The sequence below is a fragment of the Nostoc sp. JL31 genome (genome assembly GCF_017114965.1).
GTDB lineage: Bacteria > Cyanobacteriota > Cyanobacteriia > Cyanobacteriales > Nostocaceae > Nostoc > Nostoc punctiforme_A.
Genome location: NZ_JABXKO010000122.1, coordinates 1 through 19,129, shown reverse-complemented (window position 1 = coordinate 19,129; position 19,129 = coordinate 1). Strand labels below are relative to the sequence as shown.

General features: G+C 42.4%; 13 protein-coding genes. 5 read left to right on the top strand and 8 right to left on the bottom strand.

Going from position 1 to position 19,129, the window contains the following annotated elements; all coding sequences use genetic code 11:
* Nucleotides 1-9: 9 nt before the first annotated feature.
* Nucleotides 10-3,063, bottom strand: coding sequence for a PAS domain S-box protein (locus HWQ43_RS32630; RefSeq protein WP_292741348.1), 3,054 nt, complete (start codon nt 3,061-3,063; stop codon nt 10-12).
* 1 nt (nt 3,064) lies between these two features.
* Nucleotides 3,065-3,292: a helix-turn-helix transcriptional regulator gene (locus HWQ43_RS32625; protein WP_292741346.1), complete on the bottom strand. Its 228-nt coding sequence runs from the start codon at nt 3,290-3,292 to the stop codon at nt 3,065-3,067.
* Between the two features lie 255 nt (nt 3,293-3,547).
* Here HWQ43_RS32625 and HWQ43_RS32620 point away from each other — a divergent pair, with 255 nt between their 5' ends.
* A complete protein-coding gene (locus tag HWQ43_RS32620; RefSeq protein ID WP_292741344.1) occupies nt 3,548-3,832 on the top strand; it encodes a hypothetical protein in 285 nt (94 codons plus the stop codon).
* Nucleotides 3,833-4,023: 191 nt separating this feature from the next.
* Nucleotides 4,024-6,231, top strand: coding sequence for a CHASE2 domain-containing serine/threonine-protein kinase (locus HWQ43_RS32615; protein WP_292741342.1), 2,208 nt, complete (start codon nt 4,024-4,026; stop codon nt 6,229-6,231).
* Nucleotides 6,232-6,403: 172 nt separating this feature from the next.
* Here the strand turns inward: HWQ43_RS32615 and HWQ43_RS32610 are convergent, their stop codons facing one another.
* Nucleotides 6,404-8,038 (bottom strand): NB-ARC domain-containing protein, encoded by a 1,635-nt coding sequence (locus HWQ43_RS32610; RefSeq protein ID WP_292741340.1) that lies wholly within the window; start codon nt 8,036-8,038, stop codon nt 6,404-6,406.
* Nucleotides 8,039-8,247: 209 nt separating this feature from the next.
* Between HWQ43_RS32610 and HWQ43_RS32605 the strand changes: the two genes are divergently transcribed.
* A complete protein-coding gene (locus HWQ43_RS32605; protein ID WP_292741338.1) occupies nt 8,248-8,802 on the top strand; it encodes a hypothetical protein in 555 nt (184 codons plus the stop codon).
* 442 nt (nt 8,803-9,244) lie between these two features.
* Here the strand turns inward: HWQ43_RS32605 and HWQ43_RS32600 are convergent, their stop codons facing one another.
* The 3 genes from HWQ43_RS32600 to HWQ43_RS32590 all read right to left on the bottom strand — a co-directional run bounded on the left by HWQ43_RS32600 (nt 9,245) and on the right by HWQ43_RS32590 (nt 13,601).
* On the bottom strand, nt 9,245-10,228 hold the full coding sequence (locus HWQ43_RS32600) for an RNA polymerase sigma factor, RpoD/SigA family (RefSeq protein ID WP_292741336.1): 984 nt from the start codon (nt 10,226-10,228) through the stop codon (nt 9,245-9,247).
* A 724-nt stretch (nt 10,229-10,952) separates the two neighbouring features.
* The gene (locus HWQ43_RS32595) at nt 10,953-12,683 is read right to left on the bottom strand and encodes an ATP-binding protein (RefSeq protein WP_292741558.1); all 1,731 of its coding nucleotides are present in this window, start codon (nt 12,681-12,683) and stop codon (nt 10,953-10,955) included.
* A gap of 123 nt (nt 12,684-12,806) precedes the next feature.
* On the bottom strand, nt 12,807-13,601 hold the full coding sequence (locus HWQ43_RS32590; RefSeq protein WP_292741334.1) for a glutathione S-transferase family protein: 795 nt from the start codon (nt 13,599-13,601) through the stop codon (nt 12,807-12,809).
* A 724-nt stretch (nt 13,602-14,325) separates the two neighbouring features.
* Between HWQ43_RS32590 and HWQ43_RS32585 the strand changes: the two genes are divergently transcribed.
* Complete coding sequence (locus tag HWQ43_RS32585) at nt 14,326-15,159, top strand: fasciclin domain-containing protein (protein ID WP_292741332.1); 834 nt, start codon at nt 14,326-14,328, stop codon at nt 15,157-15,159.
* A gap of 76 nt (nt 15,160-15,235) precedes the next feature.
* Here HWQ43_RS32585 and HWQ43_RS32580 read toward each other — a convergent pair whose 3' ends face one another.
* Together HWQ43_RS32580 and hemL are read right to left on the bottom strand one after the other, a co-directional pair.
* Nucleotides 15,236-16,156: a polysaccharide deacetylase family protein gene (locus HWQ43_RS32580; RefSeq protein WP_292741330.1), complete on the bottom strand. Its 921-nt coding sequence runs from the start codon at nt 16,154-16,156 to the stop codon at nt 15,236-15,238.
* A gap of 693 nt (nt 16,157-16,849) precedes the next feature.
* On the bottom strand, nt 16,850-18,148 hold the full coding sequence (gene hemL, locus HWQ43_RS32575; RefSeq protein WP_292741328.1) for a glutamate-1-semialdehyde 2,1-aminomutase: 1,299 nt from the start codon (nt 18,146-18,148) through the stop codon (nt 16,850-16,852).
* A 229-nt stretch (nt 18,149-18,377) separates the two neighbouring features.
* On the opposite strand from hemL, the gene hisIE reads away from it, so the two are divergent.
* Nucleotides 18,378-19,028, top strand: coding sequence for a bifunctional phosphoribosyl-AMP cyclohydrolase/phosphoribosyl-ATP diphosphatase HisIE (gene hisIE, locus HWQ43_RS32570; protein WP_292741326.1), 651 nt, complete (start codon nt 18,378-18,380; stop codon nt 19,026-19,028).
* Nucleotides 19,029-19,129 lie beyond the last annotated feature (101 nt).

Genomic DNA, 19,129 nt, shown 5'->3' with positions numbered 1-19,129 from the left:
GAGGCAGGTTTATTCAGCGATTAAGTTGGCGATCGCATCTATTAATTCGCTTGGCTCAACTGGTTTAGCAATATGTTTGTTAAATCCGGCTCTTAGTACCTGTTGAGCGTTCATTTCTCCAGCATAGGCGGTAAGTGCGATCGCGCGAATTTGACCTCCCTGCTCTGCTGGCAGTGTTCTCAACTGTCGCATAAACATACATCCATCCACTTCTGGCATTCCAATATCACTTAAAAGTATATCTGGCAAGGATTGGGCTAAAGTAGCTAAGGCTTCATTGGCTGATGTTACTGCTGTCACATTTGCCCCATACTGCTCTAGTAAGAAGACAATAAATTCTCGCGTATCTGTATCATCATCCACTACTAAAATTTTGACACCATTCAAATTTGAAGATGGCTCAGAATTGCTACTATCTTGTTTAATCTCTAATTGATTTGGGATTAACGGTAATCTTACAGTAAAAGTTGCCCCCCGATCTTCGCCCTCACTTTCTACCTGGACTGTGCCGCCATGCAGTTCGACTAAGTGACGAACGATCGCTAATCCTAACCCCAATCCACCAAATTTTCTGGTGGTGCTGCTATTCTCTTGGCGAAAATATTCAAACACATAAGGCAGAAAATTAGGGTCGATGCCTTTCCCTGTGTCGCTGACTTGAATCAGTGCTGAGTTATGAGTGCTGGGTGCTGAGTTAAAATTAGAACATAATGATAGTCGAATATCAACCCGTCCGCCTTCTGGTGTAAATTTAACCGCGTTTGAGAGCAGGTTCCAAACGATTTGCTGCAATCGGTTGGAGTCTCCCAAAACTTGTCCCAAATTTGGTTCCAGGGTGATGTGCATCTCTATTGATTTAGCTTCTGCTGATAGCCGCACTGTCTCCATTGCTGCCGAAATCACAGATGTCAGATCAACTGGGTAGATATTCAAGCTGATTTTACCTTGTAAAATCCGGGAGATATCCAGTAAATCTTCAATCAGTTGAGCCTGTAACTTCGCATTTCGCTCAATAGTCTTCAGCGCTTGAGGAATCGTCTTTTCATCAAGTTTTTTGGTTTGGAGTAACTTTGACCAACCTAAAATTGGATTAAGTGGCGATCGCAATTCATGAGAAAGTACTGCCAGAAACTCATCTTTTATCCGGTTGGCGTTTTCTGCTGCTTTTCGGGCGGTTTGCTCTGCCTCGTATAAACGGGCACGTTCCATCGCTTGAGCGCACTGCTGTGCTAGTGCCAGCATAAAGGCTCGATCGTCTTGATTAAACTGCTGAATTTCGGTAAAAGCTAGAGACATTCCACCTATAGCTCGTCCCTCGATGATCAATGGAATCGAAATCCAAGCGCCATAGTTGGACTGAGCGTATTCTTTGGCAAGATTTGCGTAACCAGCAATCCTCGCTGTTGTCGGCTCTTGCCAAATAGGCTGCTTAGTTCTTACTGCTTCTGCCAGTGGTGCAGAAGCATTAATCGAGAATCGACGCCAGGAATCTACTATTTCTTTTTGCCCGCCAACAGTTTGGACAATTTCTAATTCAGTGCCGCTTTGAGTCAGTAGGGCGACAAAAACAGAACTAGCTCCCAATGCTGCCATACCTTGCTCTACAATTACTTCAGCAACTTGTGTCGGAGTTAGAGATTCAGAAAGTGCAGCGGTAATCGCTTGCAGACGGGTAGTGCGAGATGCTGCGTGTAAAGCCGCCTGTTGAGATTGCTGTGCTTCTTTGTAGAGTCGGGCATTATCAACGGCTACGGCAGCACGACAAGCCAACTCCTCAGCTAACATCAGGCTTTTGGTGTTGTAGCGACGACCGGAACAAGAGACTAAAGTCATCGCTCCCAACACCCGTCCCCGAACTATCAGCGGTACACTCATGCCAGATGTCGGATTTAGTTCTTGCAGGATTTTGAAGTGACTGGCGTTGTGGGTTAACCCTTGCATCTGTTCATCAGAAACAAAATGAGTAATTTGTGATTTGCCCGTCCGTATTACCTTCGCAACACCTGCTGTTTGTGCCAAATCAGGCGGATAATTTTGTAACTGTTCTACCAATTCTTGTTTCGCTGGATTGGCATGGGCTGCTGCAAGTCGGCGAACTAATTGATTCTCACTAATAATATCAACTAAGCACCAATCAGCTATTTCCGGCACTGCTAAACGCGTCAAACCTGCTAGGGTTGTCTCGTAATCCAATGATGCAGCCAAAATCCCACTAGCCTCAGCTAAGAAACGCTGCTCCTCTTCCACCTGTTTGCGCTTAGTAATATCTCGCGAAGACGCTTGCATTTCTAAAATTTCTTGAGTTTGGCGATCGCGAATAGCTCGAACAGTTGTTTCCAACCAGATATAATGTCCCTTTTGGTGACGGGCACGGTGAGTAATGGTATAAATATCTGGTAAATCGGCATTAACTGGGTAATTCTTGGCAATCTGTACCAAATCGTCAGGGTGAACTAACTCCTGGCTGGGATGACCAACTAGCTCCTCTGGTTGATATCCCAGCACTGTGTAGCAAGCTGGTGAAACGTACAGAAAAATTCCATCTACTCTAAGGCGGGAAATAATATCAGTTGAATTTTCAGCCAGCAGCCGAAAACACGCCTCACTGTCGCGCAATTTGGCTTCAGCTTGTTTGCGATCGGTAATATCGACGCACATTCCCACCCATTCGCGGATTTCGCCTATTTCATCGAGTATCGGCACACCGCGTATATTCATATAACGGTATTCGCCGTCATGCCGTAGAACACGATACTCAGCAACTGCAACACTGCGTGTAGGAAACGCCTGTTGCCAAATTTCCACCATCGATGAACGATCTTCTGGGTGCAGTGCCTCAATCCAACCCCATCCTTTATATTGTTCGAGACTTTGCCCTGTGAAGGCCTCCCAAGTTGGAATATCATCAACAACATTGCCCCAAGGTGCTGCCCTCCAGACAATGGATGCGCTGGCCTCTGCCAGTGAACGGTAGCGTGCTTCACTATCGCGCAGCGCAACTTGCTGTTCGCTCAAATATTGCTGCAAATCAGTAACCTCTTGAGCTTTCAGGTTCTCACTCATTTTAAAAGTATTTGGCTAAAAGCGACTCACCGGGTTCTCCCATCTGCTGTAATAGTTCTGCAATTTGTTTCATCGCCAGTGGCGAAGGTTGTGTATGTCGATTTTCCCATCGATTTATGGTGTGGAAGCAAACCCCTAATATCATAGCCAGTTTTACCTGTGTCAATTTAAGACGTTGCCGAGTTTCACGAACCAACTGTGCAATTCTTGGCTGTTCGATTGCTGGCATAAGCTAAATATATTTTGATTTTTCTCATGCAATATAGCAGATGCTATAGCTCTAGCTGCACCCATCTAAGGTTATAAGAAGAGGCAGGGGAGCAATGGGAAGAAGATCGCCTATAAGGGGCGGGGCTTATACCGAAAATCATTTTTCTCCTCTGCCCCTCTGCATTCTTGTAAGTTGGTGATTATGTATTACATCAACTATTATGCAAGCTATTTAAGCTAGTAATAGAATTGTTTCAATTCAGGGGATAAAGATATGAAGGTTTGGCTTGCCTGTTTTTTGGTGCTGTTTGCCTTAGCGGAACTGTTTGACTGGTTGCAAGAATTTAATCTGCCATTACCTATCTATATTTTGGGTGGCGCTTTTTTAGCTGTTGCTTCTAACTATGATAAAATTGTTGGTTCCTATTTTGATGATTCAAGCATTGAAGCATCACTTGAACAACCTCAGTTAGATTCACTAACTCAATCTACTAATCCGATTTCTTTCCCAATTACCAATTCTGTTGAAGATGTTCAAACATCTCAAACAGATGATTAGTGCTTGTCTGATTCTATGGTTGACGCTGGACGTAAGCTTGCTTTAAAAGTAGGAATACGTCAAAGTCTCTAAATAGCAAGTAAATTGCTACATTAATAGGAGCTTCAAGTTAACTAGCTTTTAACCTAGATTCTGAAAATTGACTTCTGCGCCTGCAACATCTACCCAATCCGGGCTACCACCTCAACGCCGTGTTTAGTGGACTATTAGAAAAACTCCGTGTACCTTTTGTCAAAGTTCAGGATTCCCATGTAACTTCTAAGAGCAAAAGCTGGTTGCAAATTATTTTTGTTACCAGTATAGGAGTCACCGCCTTTATCTGGGGAGTTCGGGAACTCAAATGGTTACAGCCTTGGGAGTTAAGAGTTTATGACCAGATGTTGCGATCGCGGAAAGCGGAAGCACCCGATCGGCGGATTTTGCTAGTTAAAATTACTGATAAAGATATCAAACGCGAGAAATGGCCTTTATCAGATCGGACAATCAACCAGCTATTAAAGAAAATAGAGTCTTATCAACCGCGAATTGTTGGTTTATATCTTTTCCGACCAGAAGACAATAATTTGGTGGCTAATCTCCAAAATCAAGATAACATTGTCACTACCTGTTTGTTCAGCAGCTTGGGTAGAGATGAAATTCCCCCGCCGCCGAATGCCCCTATAGATAATGTTGGCTTTAGCGATGTGGTTGCTGATAATGAAAACGACCAAATTCTCCGCCGCACTTTATTATTTGCTAACTCTACAGACAAGAAATGTACAACATCATTTGCATTTGGTGCATTAATTGCAATTAATTATCTAGAAAAACAAGGTATTAAATACGATTTCACTAACAAAGGAGATTTTCTGTTAGGTAAAACCCTGTTTGCGCCTTTACAACCTAATTCTGCTGGCTACCAACATTTGGATGCACAGGGCTATCAAATATTATTAAATTACCGTCACCCTAATAGCCTCGCCAACCAAGTAAGCCTCACAGATGTTCTTAGTGGGCAAGTCAACCCCAGTTTATTCAAAGACCGTCTGGTAATTATTGGCACTACAGCGGCTAATATCCCTCCAGGTGGCTTTTATACGCCCTACAGCGCTTTGCCAGATCAACCAGCCAGAATGCCTGCTCTATTTATTCATGCACAGATAGCAAGTCAACTCATCAGTACAGTGTTGGATGGGCGACCCTTGATTTGGTATTGGCCAAACTGGGCGGAACTTATTTGGATATGGGGCTGGTCGCTATTAGGTGGTGTTTTAGTATGGCGGTGGCAAAATCCGCTGCTTTTGCTAGTGGTGGGAGCGATAACTCTATTTGGCTTAGTAGTAATCTGCGTTGCTTTGTTTTTGCAAGCTGGATGGGTGCCGTTAATCCCTTCTGCTCTTGCTTTGGTGATTAGTAGTATCTGTGTAATTGCTTATACTAGCTACCAAAATCAACAGCAAACTCAAGTGATTGTTCTGCAAGTTGAAAAACAACAAGAAGCGATCGCCCAATTAAATGTACTCTTAGAAGATAAAACAGCAATTCCCGACTCGTCTGTTGACTTTCCTCTCCCAATTGATTCACCAGAAATAAAATCAGGTGATTTGCTTTTGAGTGGACGCTACAAAATCTCTAAAACTCTTGGTGCAGGTGGATTTGGTCAGACTTATTTAGCACAGGATACTCAACGACCCGGTAATCCTACTTGTGTAGTTAAAAAGTTAATGCCAGCCCGTCAAGATACACGATTTTTGCAAGTCGCTCGTAGGTTGTTTCATAGTGAAGCTGAAATTTTAGAAATTTTGGGTAAACATCATCAGATTCCTGAACTACTTGCTTATTTTGAAGATAACCAAGAATTTTATTTAATTCAACAATATATTGAGGGACATACCCTAAGCGAAGAATTACCACCTGTACAAAATGTGCAAAACGAATTATTTGTGATGGAAATGCTCAAACAAGTTTTAGAAGTCCTAGAATTTGTTCATCAACATCGAGTGATTCATCGCGATCTCAAACCGACTAATATTATTAGATGCGCTCAAAATAGTCGCTTGGTATTGATTGACTTTGGTGCTGTCAAATTGATGCAACCGCCGAGTAGTGAGCAAACAGAATTAGCCACAGTAGCCATCGGAACTCGAGGTTATGCACCTCCAGAACAATTTGCCGGTCATCCCCGTTTATGCAGTGACATTTATGCTTTAGGAATGATTGCTATTCAAGCCATAACTGGGATACCACCGCAAGAACTCTACCCACATCTAGAAACAGGGAATGTGATGTGGCGGCAAACTGTGCAAGTGAGTGAAGAATTAGGGGCAATTTTAGATAAGATGGTTTGCTATCATTTTAGCGATCGCTATCAATCAGCCACCGCAGTTTTACAAGATTTGAAACGTTTTTCAACTAAGTGAACTGGTAACTGGGGATTAGGCACTGGGACACATACAGTAGATTTCAAGTTGGTGAGGTACACACTCCTGAATTCTCAATTCTGAATTCTGCTGTATCAATTTACTTCTAGCGCTCCTAAAGTTTTTAAAGTTACTACCTCTGCTTCAGTCAACCCTGTCACCCTAGTAATAATCATGCCTTCATAAGTGCGGCTGGTTTCAACGTTTGTTGAGAATCTGGACTCACCGCAACTGCCCAAACACTGTTTGAGTATGCCTTGTTCCCGCGCCCTCTTATCTCTTTATCCCATTCCCCATGCCTAAAAACTTCATCCTCTTGTGGATGGGGTTTTTCATTTTGGAGCTTTCTAACTAGTCTGCCAAGTTTATCCTCAAGCTGATCGGCAGAGCCAAGAGTTATTCGTAGTTGATTTAAGATAGGTCTTATAATCAGATGAATTTGACTATCGTGGATGTAGTCTTTTGCTTGGGCTTGCATCGAAGCATAAGTCAGGAGATATTGCGGTGATTCTGTTACGATTTCCTCGCAGACTTGCTCAATCAAGCACTTTGTCATATATTCCATCACCACAGGTTGCTGTGTGAACCCTCCAGTATTGCTTTCTATCAAGCTACGCCAGCGTAAAGATTCGAGGACTGAGATTAACTTAGGCTTAGGCAATATTGGTGTAAAAGCTGTTTGCAATTCTGTCGAGGAAAGCTTGCCCCGATTAATTGCCAGCCAGTACATCACTTGCTGCTCAGACATGGAGAGTCTTTTGAATTGTTGTTCTAGAAGATTGCCAATCCCCTGAAATACGGTTGTGCCTTCAGCAAAGAAGCAGGCGATGTTACCTTCATGTAAGTCCCGAATGGAAGTGGCGGCAATTTTCAAAGCTAGGGGATTACCACCGTAACATTCAACCAGTTTGCGGGTTTCGTCCTCGGAGCCTGATAGCCCTTTGAGTTTCAGAATTGTTTGCCCGGCTGCGACTTCTAATCCTGATAAAGCAAGGGTACGGACTGGCAAACCATCACCTTCCAAGGCAGCGACTTCAGTAGGTTTTTCCCGGCTGGTGAGCAGGACAGAGCTTTGATGCCCAGTTTCTCCTAATCGCCACAGAAGTTCACCGTAGGGTTCGTAGCCCTCACGATAACAGCCTGTCCCTTTACCTTGCTCCAATAATGTGTCGAAATTATCCAGAATCAGCAAGCATCGATATTTGCGGAGATACTCGATTAAACAAGTAATTTGCTCATAGGGGGAAGCAGGCAATGTGGTAACTTGTTGACGAGAAAGGATTTTGATGCACTCCGTCACCTTGTCGTAAAAAAAAGGTGCGTGTCGGAGCGATCGCCAAATCACATATTCAAATTCTCCCTGCAATTGTTCTGCTAACTTCACCGAGAGCGCGGTTTTGCCCATACCACCCATACCTAATAGTGTGACTACACGAGCGCGATCTCTCACAATCCATTGGCTGAGGGTTTCTAATTCTGTAGTACGTCCATAGAACTGGGAAACGTCGATTGCTTCCCCCCAATTTGTATAGTTGGTAAAGGGTTGAAAGTGTTGTCGCTGTGCGGTTCGCTTCAGCACTCCTTGCAGGTTATTTTTGGTAACTTTTTCGCCCAAAGCTTGAGAGAGCGATCGCCATAATTCCGAGCCAACGTCTTTGATGTGACCGGGGTCATAAGTGACTGCTCGCGCCATTTCTAGATAAGTTTTCCCTTCCCAAGCGTAGCGAAATACAATCTCTTGCGCTCTCGTTAAGCGTCCTCGTTCCAATAATTGCTCAACTATTGCGATCGCTTCTTCAACCGTCATGTCTTTCGGTAGTAATACAGGCTCACTACAATATTCACACTATAAACTTGATTTTTTGTCAAAAGTTTACGTAAATCTACGAAAAAGAACCCGACCTTTTCCCGATCTTTTCCCGACCTTTTCCGACCGACAAACTTGATACTAGCCCTTTAGTATCTATGTAAGATCAAAGCGATCGAGAATGTAACCAAATTATTGAGGGCAAAGACATGGCTTTTTATTTCGGCACAAGTGGAAATGATTATCAAAACTACACTGGTTCAGAAAGTTATTTTGCCTATGCTTATGAGGGAAATGATACCATCTATGGCAATACTAACAATGATTACCTCTATGGCTATAGTGGCAATGACTACCTATATGGTTACACAGGTAACGACGTTTTATACGGGGACTCTGGTAGTGACAATTTATATGGCGGATCTGGTAGCGATACTTTATACGGTTCTAGCTCAACTGCCTACAACAGTTATGAATATGATGTCTTAAGTGGTGGCGATGGCTACGATAGGTTTGTTTTAGGTACATCCTATGGTGGAAACTATTATCAGGGAAGTGGCTACGCTACGATACAAGACTACAATCCTGCGAATGACTATATCCAACTAAAAGGAAGTGCAAGTTCTTTTTATCTTGGTACTGGAGATTATGAGGGAACTAGTGACCTTGATACACTTATATATCAGAATGATGGTGACTTGTTAGCAGTAGTTCAAGATAAGACTGGTATAGAGTTAACCAGCTATTATTTTAGCTTTGTCTAGTTCTCCTACAGTTGGGAAATAACTCTACAGTTACAAATCTTTGATGACTTTAGAGCAACGCAATTTTAGCTCGCTCTTCAGCTTTATTTATCTGAATTTACACTCTTGTATTTACAACCAAGGAAGTTAAAAATCCACTTGCCAGGGGAGCATTCCAATTGTAGAAAAAAGTTTGATCACTCTCATTCTCTAATCCAGTCTCCTAAGAGGGTGTTTGAAAAGTATCATTGCTCACATCTGAGCCTCAAAAACCTAACCTCCCTAGCCCCCATTCCCTACTAGTGAATGGGGGTTTCAAATTCAAAGCCTTTTGACATTTAAAAATTTGCCTACGGGGAAGCAAGCACACATTTTTCTGGTTTTCAGTATAAAAAATCGCCCCCTGAATTCAGGAGGCGGATCACCAAGGTGGTCTAGAGACGCGAACTTCGCGTCTCTTGTTTTAACTAGCAACGTATTCTTTGACATTGGCACGACGGCGACGCAGATGAGCCAAAGCTTGATGCTCTAACTGACGAACACGTTCGCGGCTGAGATTCAATCTCTCACCGACTTTCGCCAATGACATTTCATTACCATCTTCTAAACCAAAGCGCAGGGCTACAACTTCTCGCTGTTGCGGGGTTAGTTCTGCTAGCAGATTGTTCAAGTCTTGGCGTAAAAATTCCTGGTTGGTGTAATACTCTGGTGATGGGCCATCATCTTCGAGCATTTCTTGCAACTCAGTATCCTGGTTTTCACCAACTCGCACATCCAAAGAAACTGGTTGACGAGCCATATTCAGGTACTCACGAATCTGAGCAGGTTCTAGTTCCAGTGCTTTGGCAATTTCGGCTGGAGTCGGCGATCGCCCCAAGGTTTGAGCCAACTCGCGCTGCACTTTTTTGATTTTGTTCAGTTTCTCGGTAATGTGAATCGGTAAGCGGATGGTACGACCTTGTTGAGCGATCGCACGAGTAATTGCTTGGCGAATCCACCAGTAAGCGTAAGTTGAGAACTTATAACCCCTCATCGGGTCAAATTTCTCCACACCCCGCTCTAATCCCAGTGTTCCTTCCTGGATTAAATCCAGAAACTCCATATTCCGCTTTTGATACTTTTTAGCAATAGCAACAACCAAGCGCAAATTCGCTTCGATCATTTTTTGCTTTGCCCGCTTACCTTGCGCCACTGTTTGTTGCACATCGGTTTCCGATTGTTGAACGTGAGCGGCCCACTCTGAAATATCTGGTTCGCGTTGCAACTTCTTCGCCAAAGCTTCCTTGGCGTCGATGAGTGTCATCATTTGTTGCACTTGCTTTCCAAAGACAATTTCTTGTTCGCGGGTTAGCAGTGGTACACGACCAATTTCTCGCAGATAGGTTCGCACCATATCAGCCGTGAATTTGGTGTTGAGGTTTTCGGTTTGGGTATTGACAGTAGGCATTGGTGCGATGTCCTCTACTTCGTAAAGATAATGTATGTTTTATTACTAAAATGGATGGGAAAAAGTAGTACATCTATCACGAAATGTAGGGAGCTACCAAAAGAAATTAATTGATACAGCCGTTGTCAAGACGGTCAGCCCCCAATGATAGGTTCCCCTACCTTCCCTAAATTTTCAATCTTTTATAAGCACGCTGGTTATTTTTGAGAATTATTCTCTTGGACAGTTACTAACACCGAGCGGTAAATCCGAAGTCGGTATGAGTTCTACTTAACTTATGATACGATAAATCAGGCAAATAGTAAACTATCTTAAGATAAAACCTATCATTATAATTTAAAAGCAGCCGTTATAGAAAAAAATTTTAAATTTCCTTGAAATTACTGACTACATCTATAGTGACGCCAAAAACCCTTCTTCTGTTGCCAAAAACTAGCCGGATAACCGAACTTAATTTGCTGTGACAATGGAGGGATGTCAACCCCTTCTCTGCGAGACGCTACGCGAACGGGGAATTCAAAATTCAAAATTCAAAATTAATAATCCCCATAAATAAATTTAGAGGCTTGTATCATAAGTGTTCTTCGGTCACGAATTAGTCATTAGTTACTTGTACTGAGCGTAGTCATTGGCAGAGCCTCTCCAAGAGTTGTATTGGTCATTTGCAAAGGACATAGACGCACCAGCGGCTTCCCGCAGGGTAGGACAAATGACAAATGACAATCTAAAATCCAAGGTCAGCTTTGGCTAGTTCAGCAGCGGCGAATACTTCTGCGTCAGGTTTTTCTTCCCAGGCTGGCTCACCAATTTCTGCATAAAAAGTTGCGTCGTAAGGTCGGGTACGTACTACTACTGGCATAGGCACAGCATGACCCAATATTAAAGCTTGTTGTTTCGAGTCTAGCTTTGCCAATACTGATCGCAGTCCGCTACCACCAGATACACCTGTAAAAATCGCGTCAATGTCTTTTTCATCATTCAGCAAAGCAGTAATACGAGTCCCAATTTGCGACATAACTTCATTATCTATCCCTGACGGGCGTTGATCAACTACCAAAAGTGTGACAAAATACTTTCGCAGTTCGCGGGCAATAGTCCCAAAGATAGTACTTTGTACAATAGCCGGGTCAAGGAAACGGTGCGCCTCTTCAATGGTAATCATCAATGGCGTTGGGCGATCGCAAGGATTTTTGCTTTGCAGAAATTTGTCTGCTTTTTTGACGTAATGCTCATGAATACGTCGGGTGATCATATTCGTCACCAGCATATAAGAGAGCATATTAGACTGGGAACCAAATTCTATCACAACATTCTTCCCAGATTCCAGGCATTGCACAATTTTACTAATATAATTCTGGGGGCAAACTGCTCGCATATACTTCAAGCTATCCATCCGCAAGAGTTTGCGCTGCAATGCCATAATCGAGCCTTTATGTCCGCGCTTCTCGTCGCAGAACATCTCGATTTCTTCGTTAGTCATATTCAACAACTGGACAATCCAAGACTTGCCAAACTCGCTATACAGAATATTGGCGTTATCTAAGGCTGCGTCAGAGAGTCCTAAATCTCGGCTACATAACTTAATATCTTCAACTTCTATTTGCTCATAGCTCAAATAAAGTTCTTGAGCATCACGCACACCACGGCGCTTTGTCGATTCTGGGTCGAGGGTGTAAACTTCCACTTTACTAGGAAAAAGTTGTTTTAAACCTTTAACCGTATTGACGTTCTTACCTTCTGCAACGGCTTCCCATCCATACTCGGAGTGCATATCAAAAATCAAGTTAACTGCCGCATTTTTACGGATAACGCCAGCTAAAAGTAACCGTGTGAGAAAGGATTTCCCAGTACCAGATTTCCCAAAAACCCCATTACTCCGTTCCACGAAACGATTCAAATCGATGCAAACCGGCACATCCATATCCAAAGGTTTGCCGATGGAAAAGTTACGCCTTTGGGGGTCATCTTCCCAACCAAATACCCGGCGAAAATCGTCAACACTTGCTTCGTAAACTTGACTAAAGTGACTAGGAATAGTTTTAACAGGCAACAATTCCATTGTCGTGCTGGTTTGTGGCACAAATGAAGCTAAACCCGTCACCGATGGGAGGAAAGGATTTGCCGATTTGCCATTTGTTGGGGAGAAAGATTCTTCAGTTTCGGGAGTGAACATCAACATCGGTGCGAGGTTGATAGTACCGTAAGTACCACTTCCGGCTAAAACATCTCGTAAAAAAGTGTCTTCCCAACTGGGGGGATTAGCAATAATTCGCGCATTAGCAGCTCCCAATGCTACATCTGTCAGCATACAAAAAAAACGCGATCGCATCCCTTGCACAACAAGAAACTTACCCACCCGCATATCTTCTACAGAAATGTCAGGATGCAATCGGACTTCTAAACCTTCAGTTAGAGAACCTTGAATGACCGAACCTAATGGCTGTGCCGAATTCATCTGATTAGTCATTTGTCATGTGTCATGTGTCATGTGTCATTGGTCATTGGTCATTGGTCATTTGTCATTTGTTTTTCTTCTCCATCCCCTATGCCCTATGCCCAATTCCCCATGTCCAATTATCTAATCAATCTGAATCGAAGTTGGCGCACTTCCCGTTGATGGAGTGGTACTAATTAAAGGTTTGCGGAATTGGGCGTAAAGGCGATCGCGCCAGGTGAAGAATGGCTCATAATCTATATTCTCGGCAAAGATTGGCAATCCTTTGCCTCTAATAGAAGCTGGTAAATCTAGATAGGGGCCAGAAGGGAACTTGAGTAATATCGATAATCCAGCCACCGCTAAGTCAGCTAAAGTCGGCTCATCTCCTGTTAAATAGGGACTATCTGCCAATAATAACGTTAAGGCTTCCAAGTCTTGTTTTAAAGATGCGATCGCTGACTGTATCACATCTGGGCTGTAACCTACCCCAAAACCCAATACCGTCAGTAAGTCAGTAGGTACTCCTTGCACCAGACTTTTAAATATATCTGGTGTTGAGGTGGGTAATAAAGACTTACGGAAATTTTGATCTTGACTTACGGCTGCAAATAGTGCTTTGCGACCTTTGATGCCTATGGACTCATCCGCCCATTCTTCTATTAATAAAGTTAAACCCCGTTGTTTAGAATCTTGCGGTATTATGGGGCGATCGGGATACTCTAAGTCTAAATACTTAGCTATTTCCGTAGAATCCGCAATATATTTATTACGATCCTTTAATACAGGCACTTGTCTTTGACCAGTCAGCCGGAACAGTTCCACTTGTCCAATCCCAGGCGTAACCTCTATTTTGCGGTAATCTAGTCCTTTAAAATCTAGAATTAGGCGCACTTTCTCTGAGTATTGAGAGAGTTCCCATTGGTATAATTCCAGCATGTGTTCTATCTCTTGTAACTGGTCAACTTATTAACTTTACAATTGTATCTTTAGTTTAAGTAATTTTTATTGGTATTAGTTGGTTAGCTGTCTATTTAATTGACATTAGGGTTTAATCGATGCCTGATTTTTGACAAAATTATCGATTAAAAAAATATTGTTTTCTGATTGATGATAATCTCAAATAATTAAGTAATTTAATTCAGGATATAAATAAACTCAACCCCTCATTCCTGGATCTACAACAGTTACTTCAATTTTTGTCAGCCTTAGTCTACGTTAAAAGATTTCGGTAATGAATTTCTCTGCTTTTTCTGAATAATCAATGGTTAATTCTGAAATATAGCTTTCTTCTCTATGTAATTCAGGATTCATGAATCAACTATTATTTTACGTACAAGCTTGTATATAAATTGTCTTTATAAGTATAATTTTTCTCCACTCATAACTTGTAGAGGTGAGATGTTCACACTTCCTGAGAATTTATGTTACACGGAGTGGGATTTTTAAATTTTCGTGTGATGGAGAAAATTTGCTCAATTTACATGAAATATATGGTAGATATATTTCATACTTATCAGCGTGAATCGAGGTTAAATATTTTACCTCACTAGCACAAACTCTTCTAGATAAAAATCTTACTTCCCTCTTGAGTTAGATTTTGTGCATAGCAAAATGTTATAAATCTTTATGTAATGTGTGGACAAAAAGAAAAACAAAATTTATGAAGACAAATTACAGCAAATTGCTGACCACGTTGGCAGGCATAGCAGGATTTACTAGTTTCAGCGTCCTCATTACTTTACCATCTGATGCGAAAGAGGTACTAAATCCTAACCCCAGTATTTTCAACGAAGCTCCCTATAACCAAGGTCAACGCCTTCAAGCAAACACTGAATACACACCTGCCGAAACCGTTTCCCAAATAGAAAAGGGCAATACCAAACGCAAACCAGTAGCACAGAAAAGTGGTGGAACGGTAAATCCCAGACCAAGTATTTTCAACGAGCCTCCCTATAACCGTGGTGGTGGTAGTGTTACACCTAGTGAACCTACACCCGTCACCCCAGGTACTACCCCAGAAACTCAACCTACCAAACCATCTACAACTCCACCCGGGCCAGGGGCTAGTGACAATCAAGGCAAAAACTTGTTAGCGTTGGCAGAGTCAAACGCTTCCTTTACCACCTTGACCAAGGCTTTGAAAGCAGCAGGATTGACCGGAGCTTTGCAAGGCAAAGATAACTTAACTATTTTCGCACCTACAGATGCAGCTTTTGCTAAGTTACCAGCAGATGCTTTGCAAGAATTGTTAAAGCCAGCTAACAAAGAAGTATTGCTCAAGATTTTAACTTATCATGTGGTGGCTGGTAAGGTATTGTCTACTGACTTAAAGTCTGGCGAAGTTAAAAGTCTCGAAGGTGGCGCAATAAACGTTAAAGTCGATCCTGCTACTGGTGTAACTGTCAATGATGCTAAAGTGACACAGGCAGATATCACAGGTAGTAACGGCGTAATCCACGCAATCGATCAGGTGATTTTACCTCCTGACTTGTAGTTGTAAGGTATCAGCACAACTGGCAACATAACTAGATTGGCATAAAATATTAATACGTTAAAATTCCGTTCAGATGTTAGTTTTGGACGGTTTTTTTGTTTGCAGTCAGCTTTTGATCTTTATCTTGCATTTCTAAAAGTTCAGGAATAGTAACAAACCTATAGCCCTGTTTCCGAAAGTTGGCAATAATTTCTGGTAAAGCTTGCACAGTTTTAGAGCGATTACCACCACCATCATGCATTAGCACAATTCCACCTGGCTTGGCCCTCCTAAACACATTATTAATTAATTTTGGTACAGCAGGACGTGAGTAGTCTACAGAGTCAGATGACCAGCGAATGATGGCATATTTGCTATTTCTAGCGTAACTAGCCACCCCATTGTGCATGATTCCTCCTGGTGGTCGAAATAAATTTGTTTTAATGCCTGTCACTTGATAAATCAAGTCTGCTGTGTGATCAATCTCATAGGCAGCTGCTTGTGGATTTAAGAATTGATACCAATGATGCCAAGTGTGATTACCAATTACGTGACCCTCAGCAATTTCCCGCTTTACTAAGGCTGGATAATTCTTTACGTTTTGTCCAATGAGAAAAAATGTCCCTTTGATCTGATTTTTTTTGAGAATATCAAGTACTTGTCCGGTACTTTCAGGCCATGGCCCATCATCAAAGGTGAGCGCAATTACTTTCTGTTGGGGAGTCAATTTTGCCGCATCAACTATTGCCCCTTGAAAACGTAGTGGCACAGTATATGAAAAACCTTTTGTTTGTACTTGTTGCTGCCAACTTCTAAGCATCGTCGCTTTTAGTTCTTCAATCTGCTGCTGAATTCCAACTTTGCTTGGTTGATTGTTTACATTTATATTCTCTGTACTTTGAGCATTAGAGGAGCTTGACTTAATAAGCATTATCGTGCTAAAAATCACACTCCCACTCAAGACAAGCAACGTAACTAATATTTTTTGCAGACCAAAAAATGACTTATTGTCGTCCACTTCATAGCTCCTTCCATGTCAAACCGTCTTTTTTTTCACAATACTTATCGCAGCTTTTTCTACTCTGTAAGCCTTGCCATACAAGCTACAGTTATGATTGGTATCTTTTTTTTAGTTAGCTCCAACCGTGACTCTGAAAAAATACCTTACCCGATGAATAATCTAATATCTATAAGCAAAATCCTCACCCTAAAGGTGAGAACCTTCTTAAGCATTAATTTTTGTAATCTATGGGGTATGAGGGGAATTTCGAGAACTGCAAAAGGCAAGTAAAATAATTTGTAATTAAGTTAAGTTTTGCAACGGATATCCAGACAAGAGCCACAAAACTTGACACTTCTTAGTTGCCAGGGACTTACCCCCTATAATTTATTAATCCTGCCTCATTTAACTATGAATCTTAATGTAGGCTAAATATTGCATATTCTCTTGACGAAGCCATTGCGAAATAATGACGAAGATGTGACCTTTCTTGAGTAATGACGGTAGAGAACAAACAAACCTGTTAAAAAATTTCTTTTATCCCCAACAGCGTCAGAGGATTGAACACCATTAACTGCTGAAAATTCTGCACGCTTGTTTCTGTCTCAAAAAAGGGACTTCCTATAAATCATCCATTTTGTGGGGCAAGATGCCTACCCCACAAGAGATAACAGGATACTTTTTATTTGGAAATCCCTTACCCTTAACAGGTTACAGGCTAGACATTACATCCCGTGCAACTGCTAAAGTCTGCTCAATGTCTTCTTCTGTGTGAGCAAAAGATGTAAACCCAGCTTCAAATTGAGAAGGTGCTAAGTAAACACCGCGCTCTAACATCCCGCGATGGAAGCGTCCGAATTTGGCTGTATCAGACTTTTTCGCATCTTCGTAGTTATGAACTGGCCCAGCGGTAAAGAATAAGCCGAACATGGCGCTGATTTGACCGCCACAAGCTGCATGACCAGTTTCTTTGGCAATTTGCAGCAAACCATCTGCTAGCTTTTTAGTAATCCGCTCAAGAGACTCGTAAGTACCTGGCTTTTGCAGCAATTCTAAAGTCTTAATACCAGCAGTCATCGCTAAAGGATTACCAGAAAGAGTCCCAGCTTGATATACGGGGCCGGCGGGCGCAACCATTGACATAATATCTCGACGACCACCATAAGCCCCTACTGGCAAACCACCACCAATCACCTTACCCAAGGTTGTTAAATCGGGAGTGACGCCAAATTTTTCTTGAGCGCCACCGTAAGCAATGCGGAAGCCTGTCATCACTTCGTCAAATACCAATAACGCTCCATACTCGTGAGTTAGTTCCCGTAACCCTTCTAGGAAGCCAGCGTCAGGCGCAATAAATCCAGCATTGCCGACGACTGGCTCAAGAATAACACCGGCAATCTCGTCGCGGTTTTCTTCAAATAAAGCTTTAACGGCTTCTAAGTCATTGAAAGGCGCAGTTAGAGTGGTGCTAGTTGCTAATTTAGGTACTCCTGGTGAGTCTGGCAAACCAAGTGTAGCAACACCAGAACCCGCTTTTACTAGAAACGCATCGGCGTGTCCGTGGTAGCAACCTTCAAACTTGATGATTTTCTCCCGGTTGGTGAAAGCCCGCATCAGTCGCAAAACTCCCATACAGGCTTCAGTTCCAGAGTTGACAAATCTGACCATTTCGATGCTAGGAACGGCATCAATGACCATTTCTGCCAAAACATTTTCTAGGACTGAGGGAGCGCCGAAACTGGTGCCTTTTTCTAAAGCTTCATGCAACGCTGCAATTACTTCTGGATGAGCATGACCACAAATAGCTGGGCCCCAAGTGCCTACATAGTCTATGTATTTATTGCCATCTACATCCCAAATATACGCGCCTTTGACACGATCAAAAACGATGGGTTGTCCGCCCACAGATTTAAAGGCACGAACTGGAGAACTGACTCCTCCGGGCATGAGATTTTGAGCAGCGGCGAAGACTTCTTGTGATTTTGTTGTTTTAATTGTGGTATTTACCAAAGTTCTCTCCTAACAGTGGGCAATAAAACGCTCTATCTTAGAATAGGGTCAAACACTGCTTAGAATTTCTATCGTATAAAATTAGCGGAACCAAAAAAATAACATTATGTTATGCAAGTCCAATGAAGACTTGACTTGAGATATTTAATTCAAAAAAACATACCAGCTGCCCTATTCTGAATGGTATCGTGAATCCATAAATTATTCTCATTAGAGCAAACTAGCTGGTATGTCTTCTAACGATTCGCGATCGCTGCATTACACCATCCCGGTTGAGAAAATTCGCTACGATGAACGGGGTCTGGTGCCTGCAATAGTCCAAGACTATCTAGATGGTACTGTCCTGATGATGGCGTGGATGAATCAGGAGTCGTTACAAAAGACTTTAGAAACTGAAGAAACTTGGTTTTGGAGCCGTTCTCGGCAAGAATTGTGGCACAAGGGGGCGACTTCTGGGCATATCCAAAAGGTGCAAAGTATCCGTTATGACTGTGATAGTGATGCGCTGCTCATTGGCGTAGAACAATTAGGAGATGTTGCCTGCCATACTGGAGAGCGCAGTTGTTTTCACCAAATAGAAGGTAAAATCGTTGCACCACCAGGAGATACATTGTCGCAATTGTTTCAAATAATATGCGATCGCCGCGATCATCCTACTGAAAGTTCTTATACTTGTAAACTATTCGCAGGTGGCGATAACAAAATTTTGAAAAAGATTGGTGAGGAAACCGCTGAGGTGGTAATGGCTTTTAAGGATGATGAAGCAGATGCGATCGCAGGTGAAGTGGCTGATTTGCTATATCATACTTTGGTCGCCTTAGCTCACCATCAAGTGGATTTAAAATCCGTATATCGCAAGCTCCAAGAACGTCGGCAATAGAGCCAAAAAACAAGTCATCTTACCGTGGAACCTATCCCACTAATACCGAAATATGGTAATCTACTTCTCGTATGAGAGGGGTGTATCTGTGTATGGCTGGG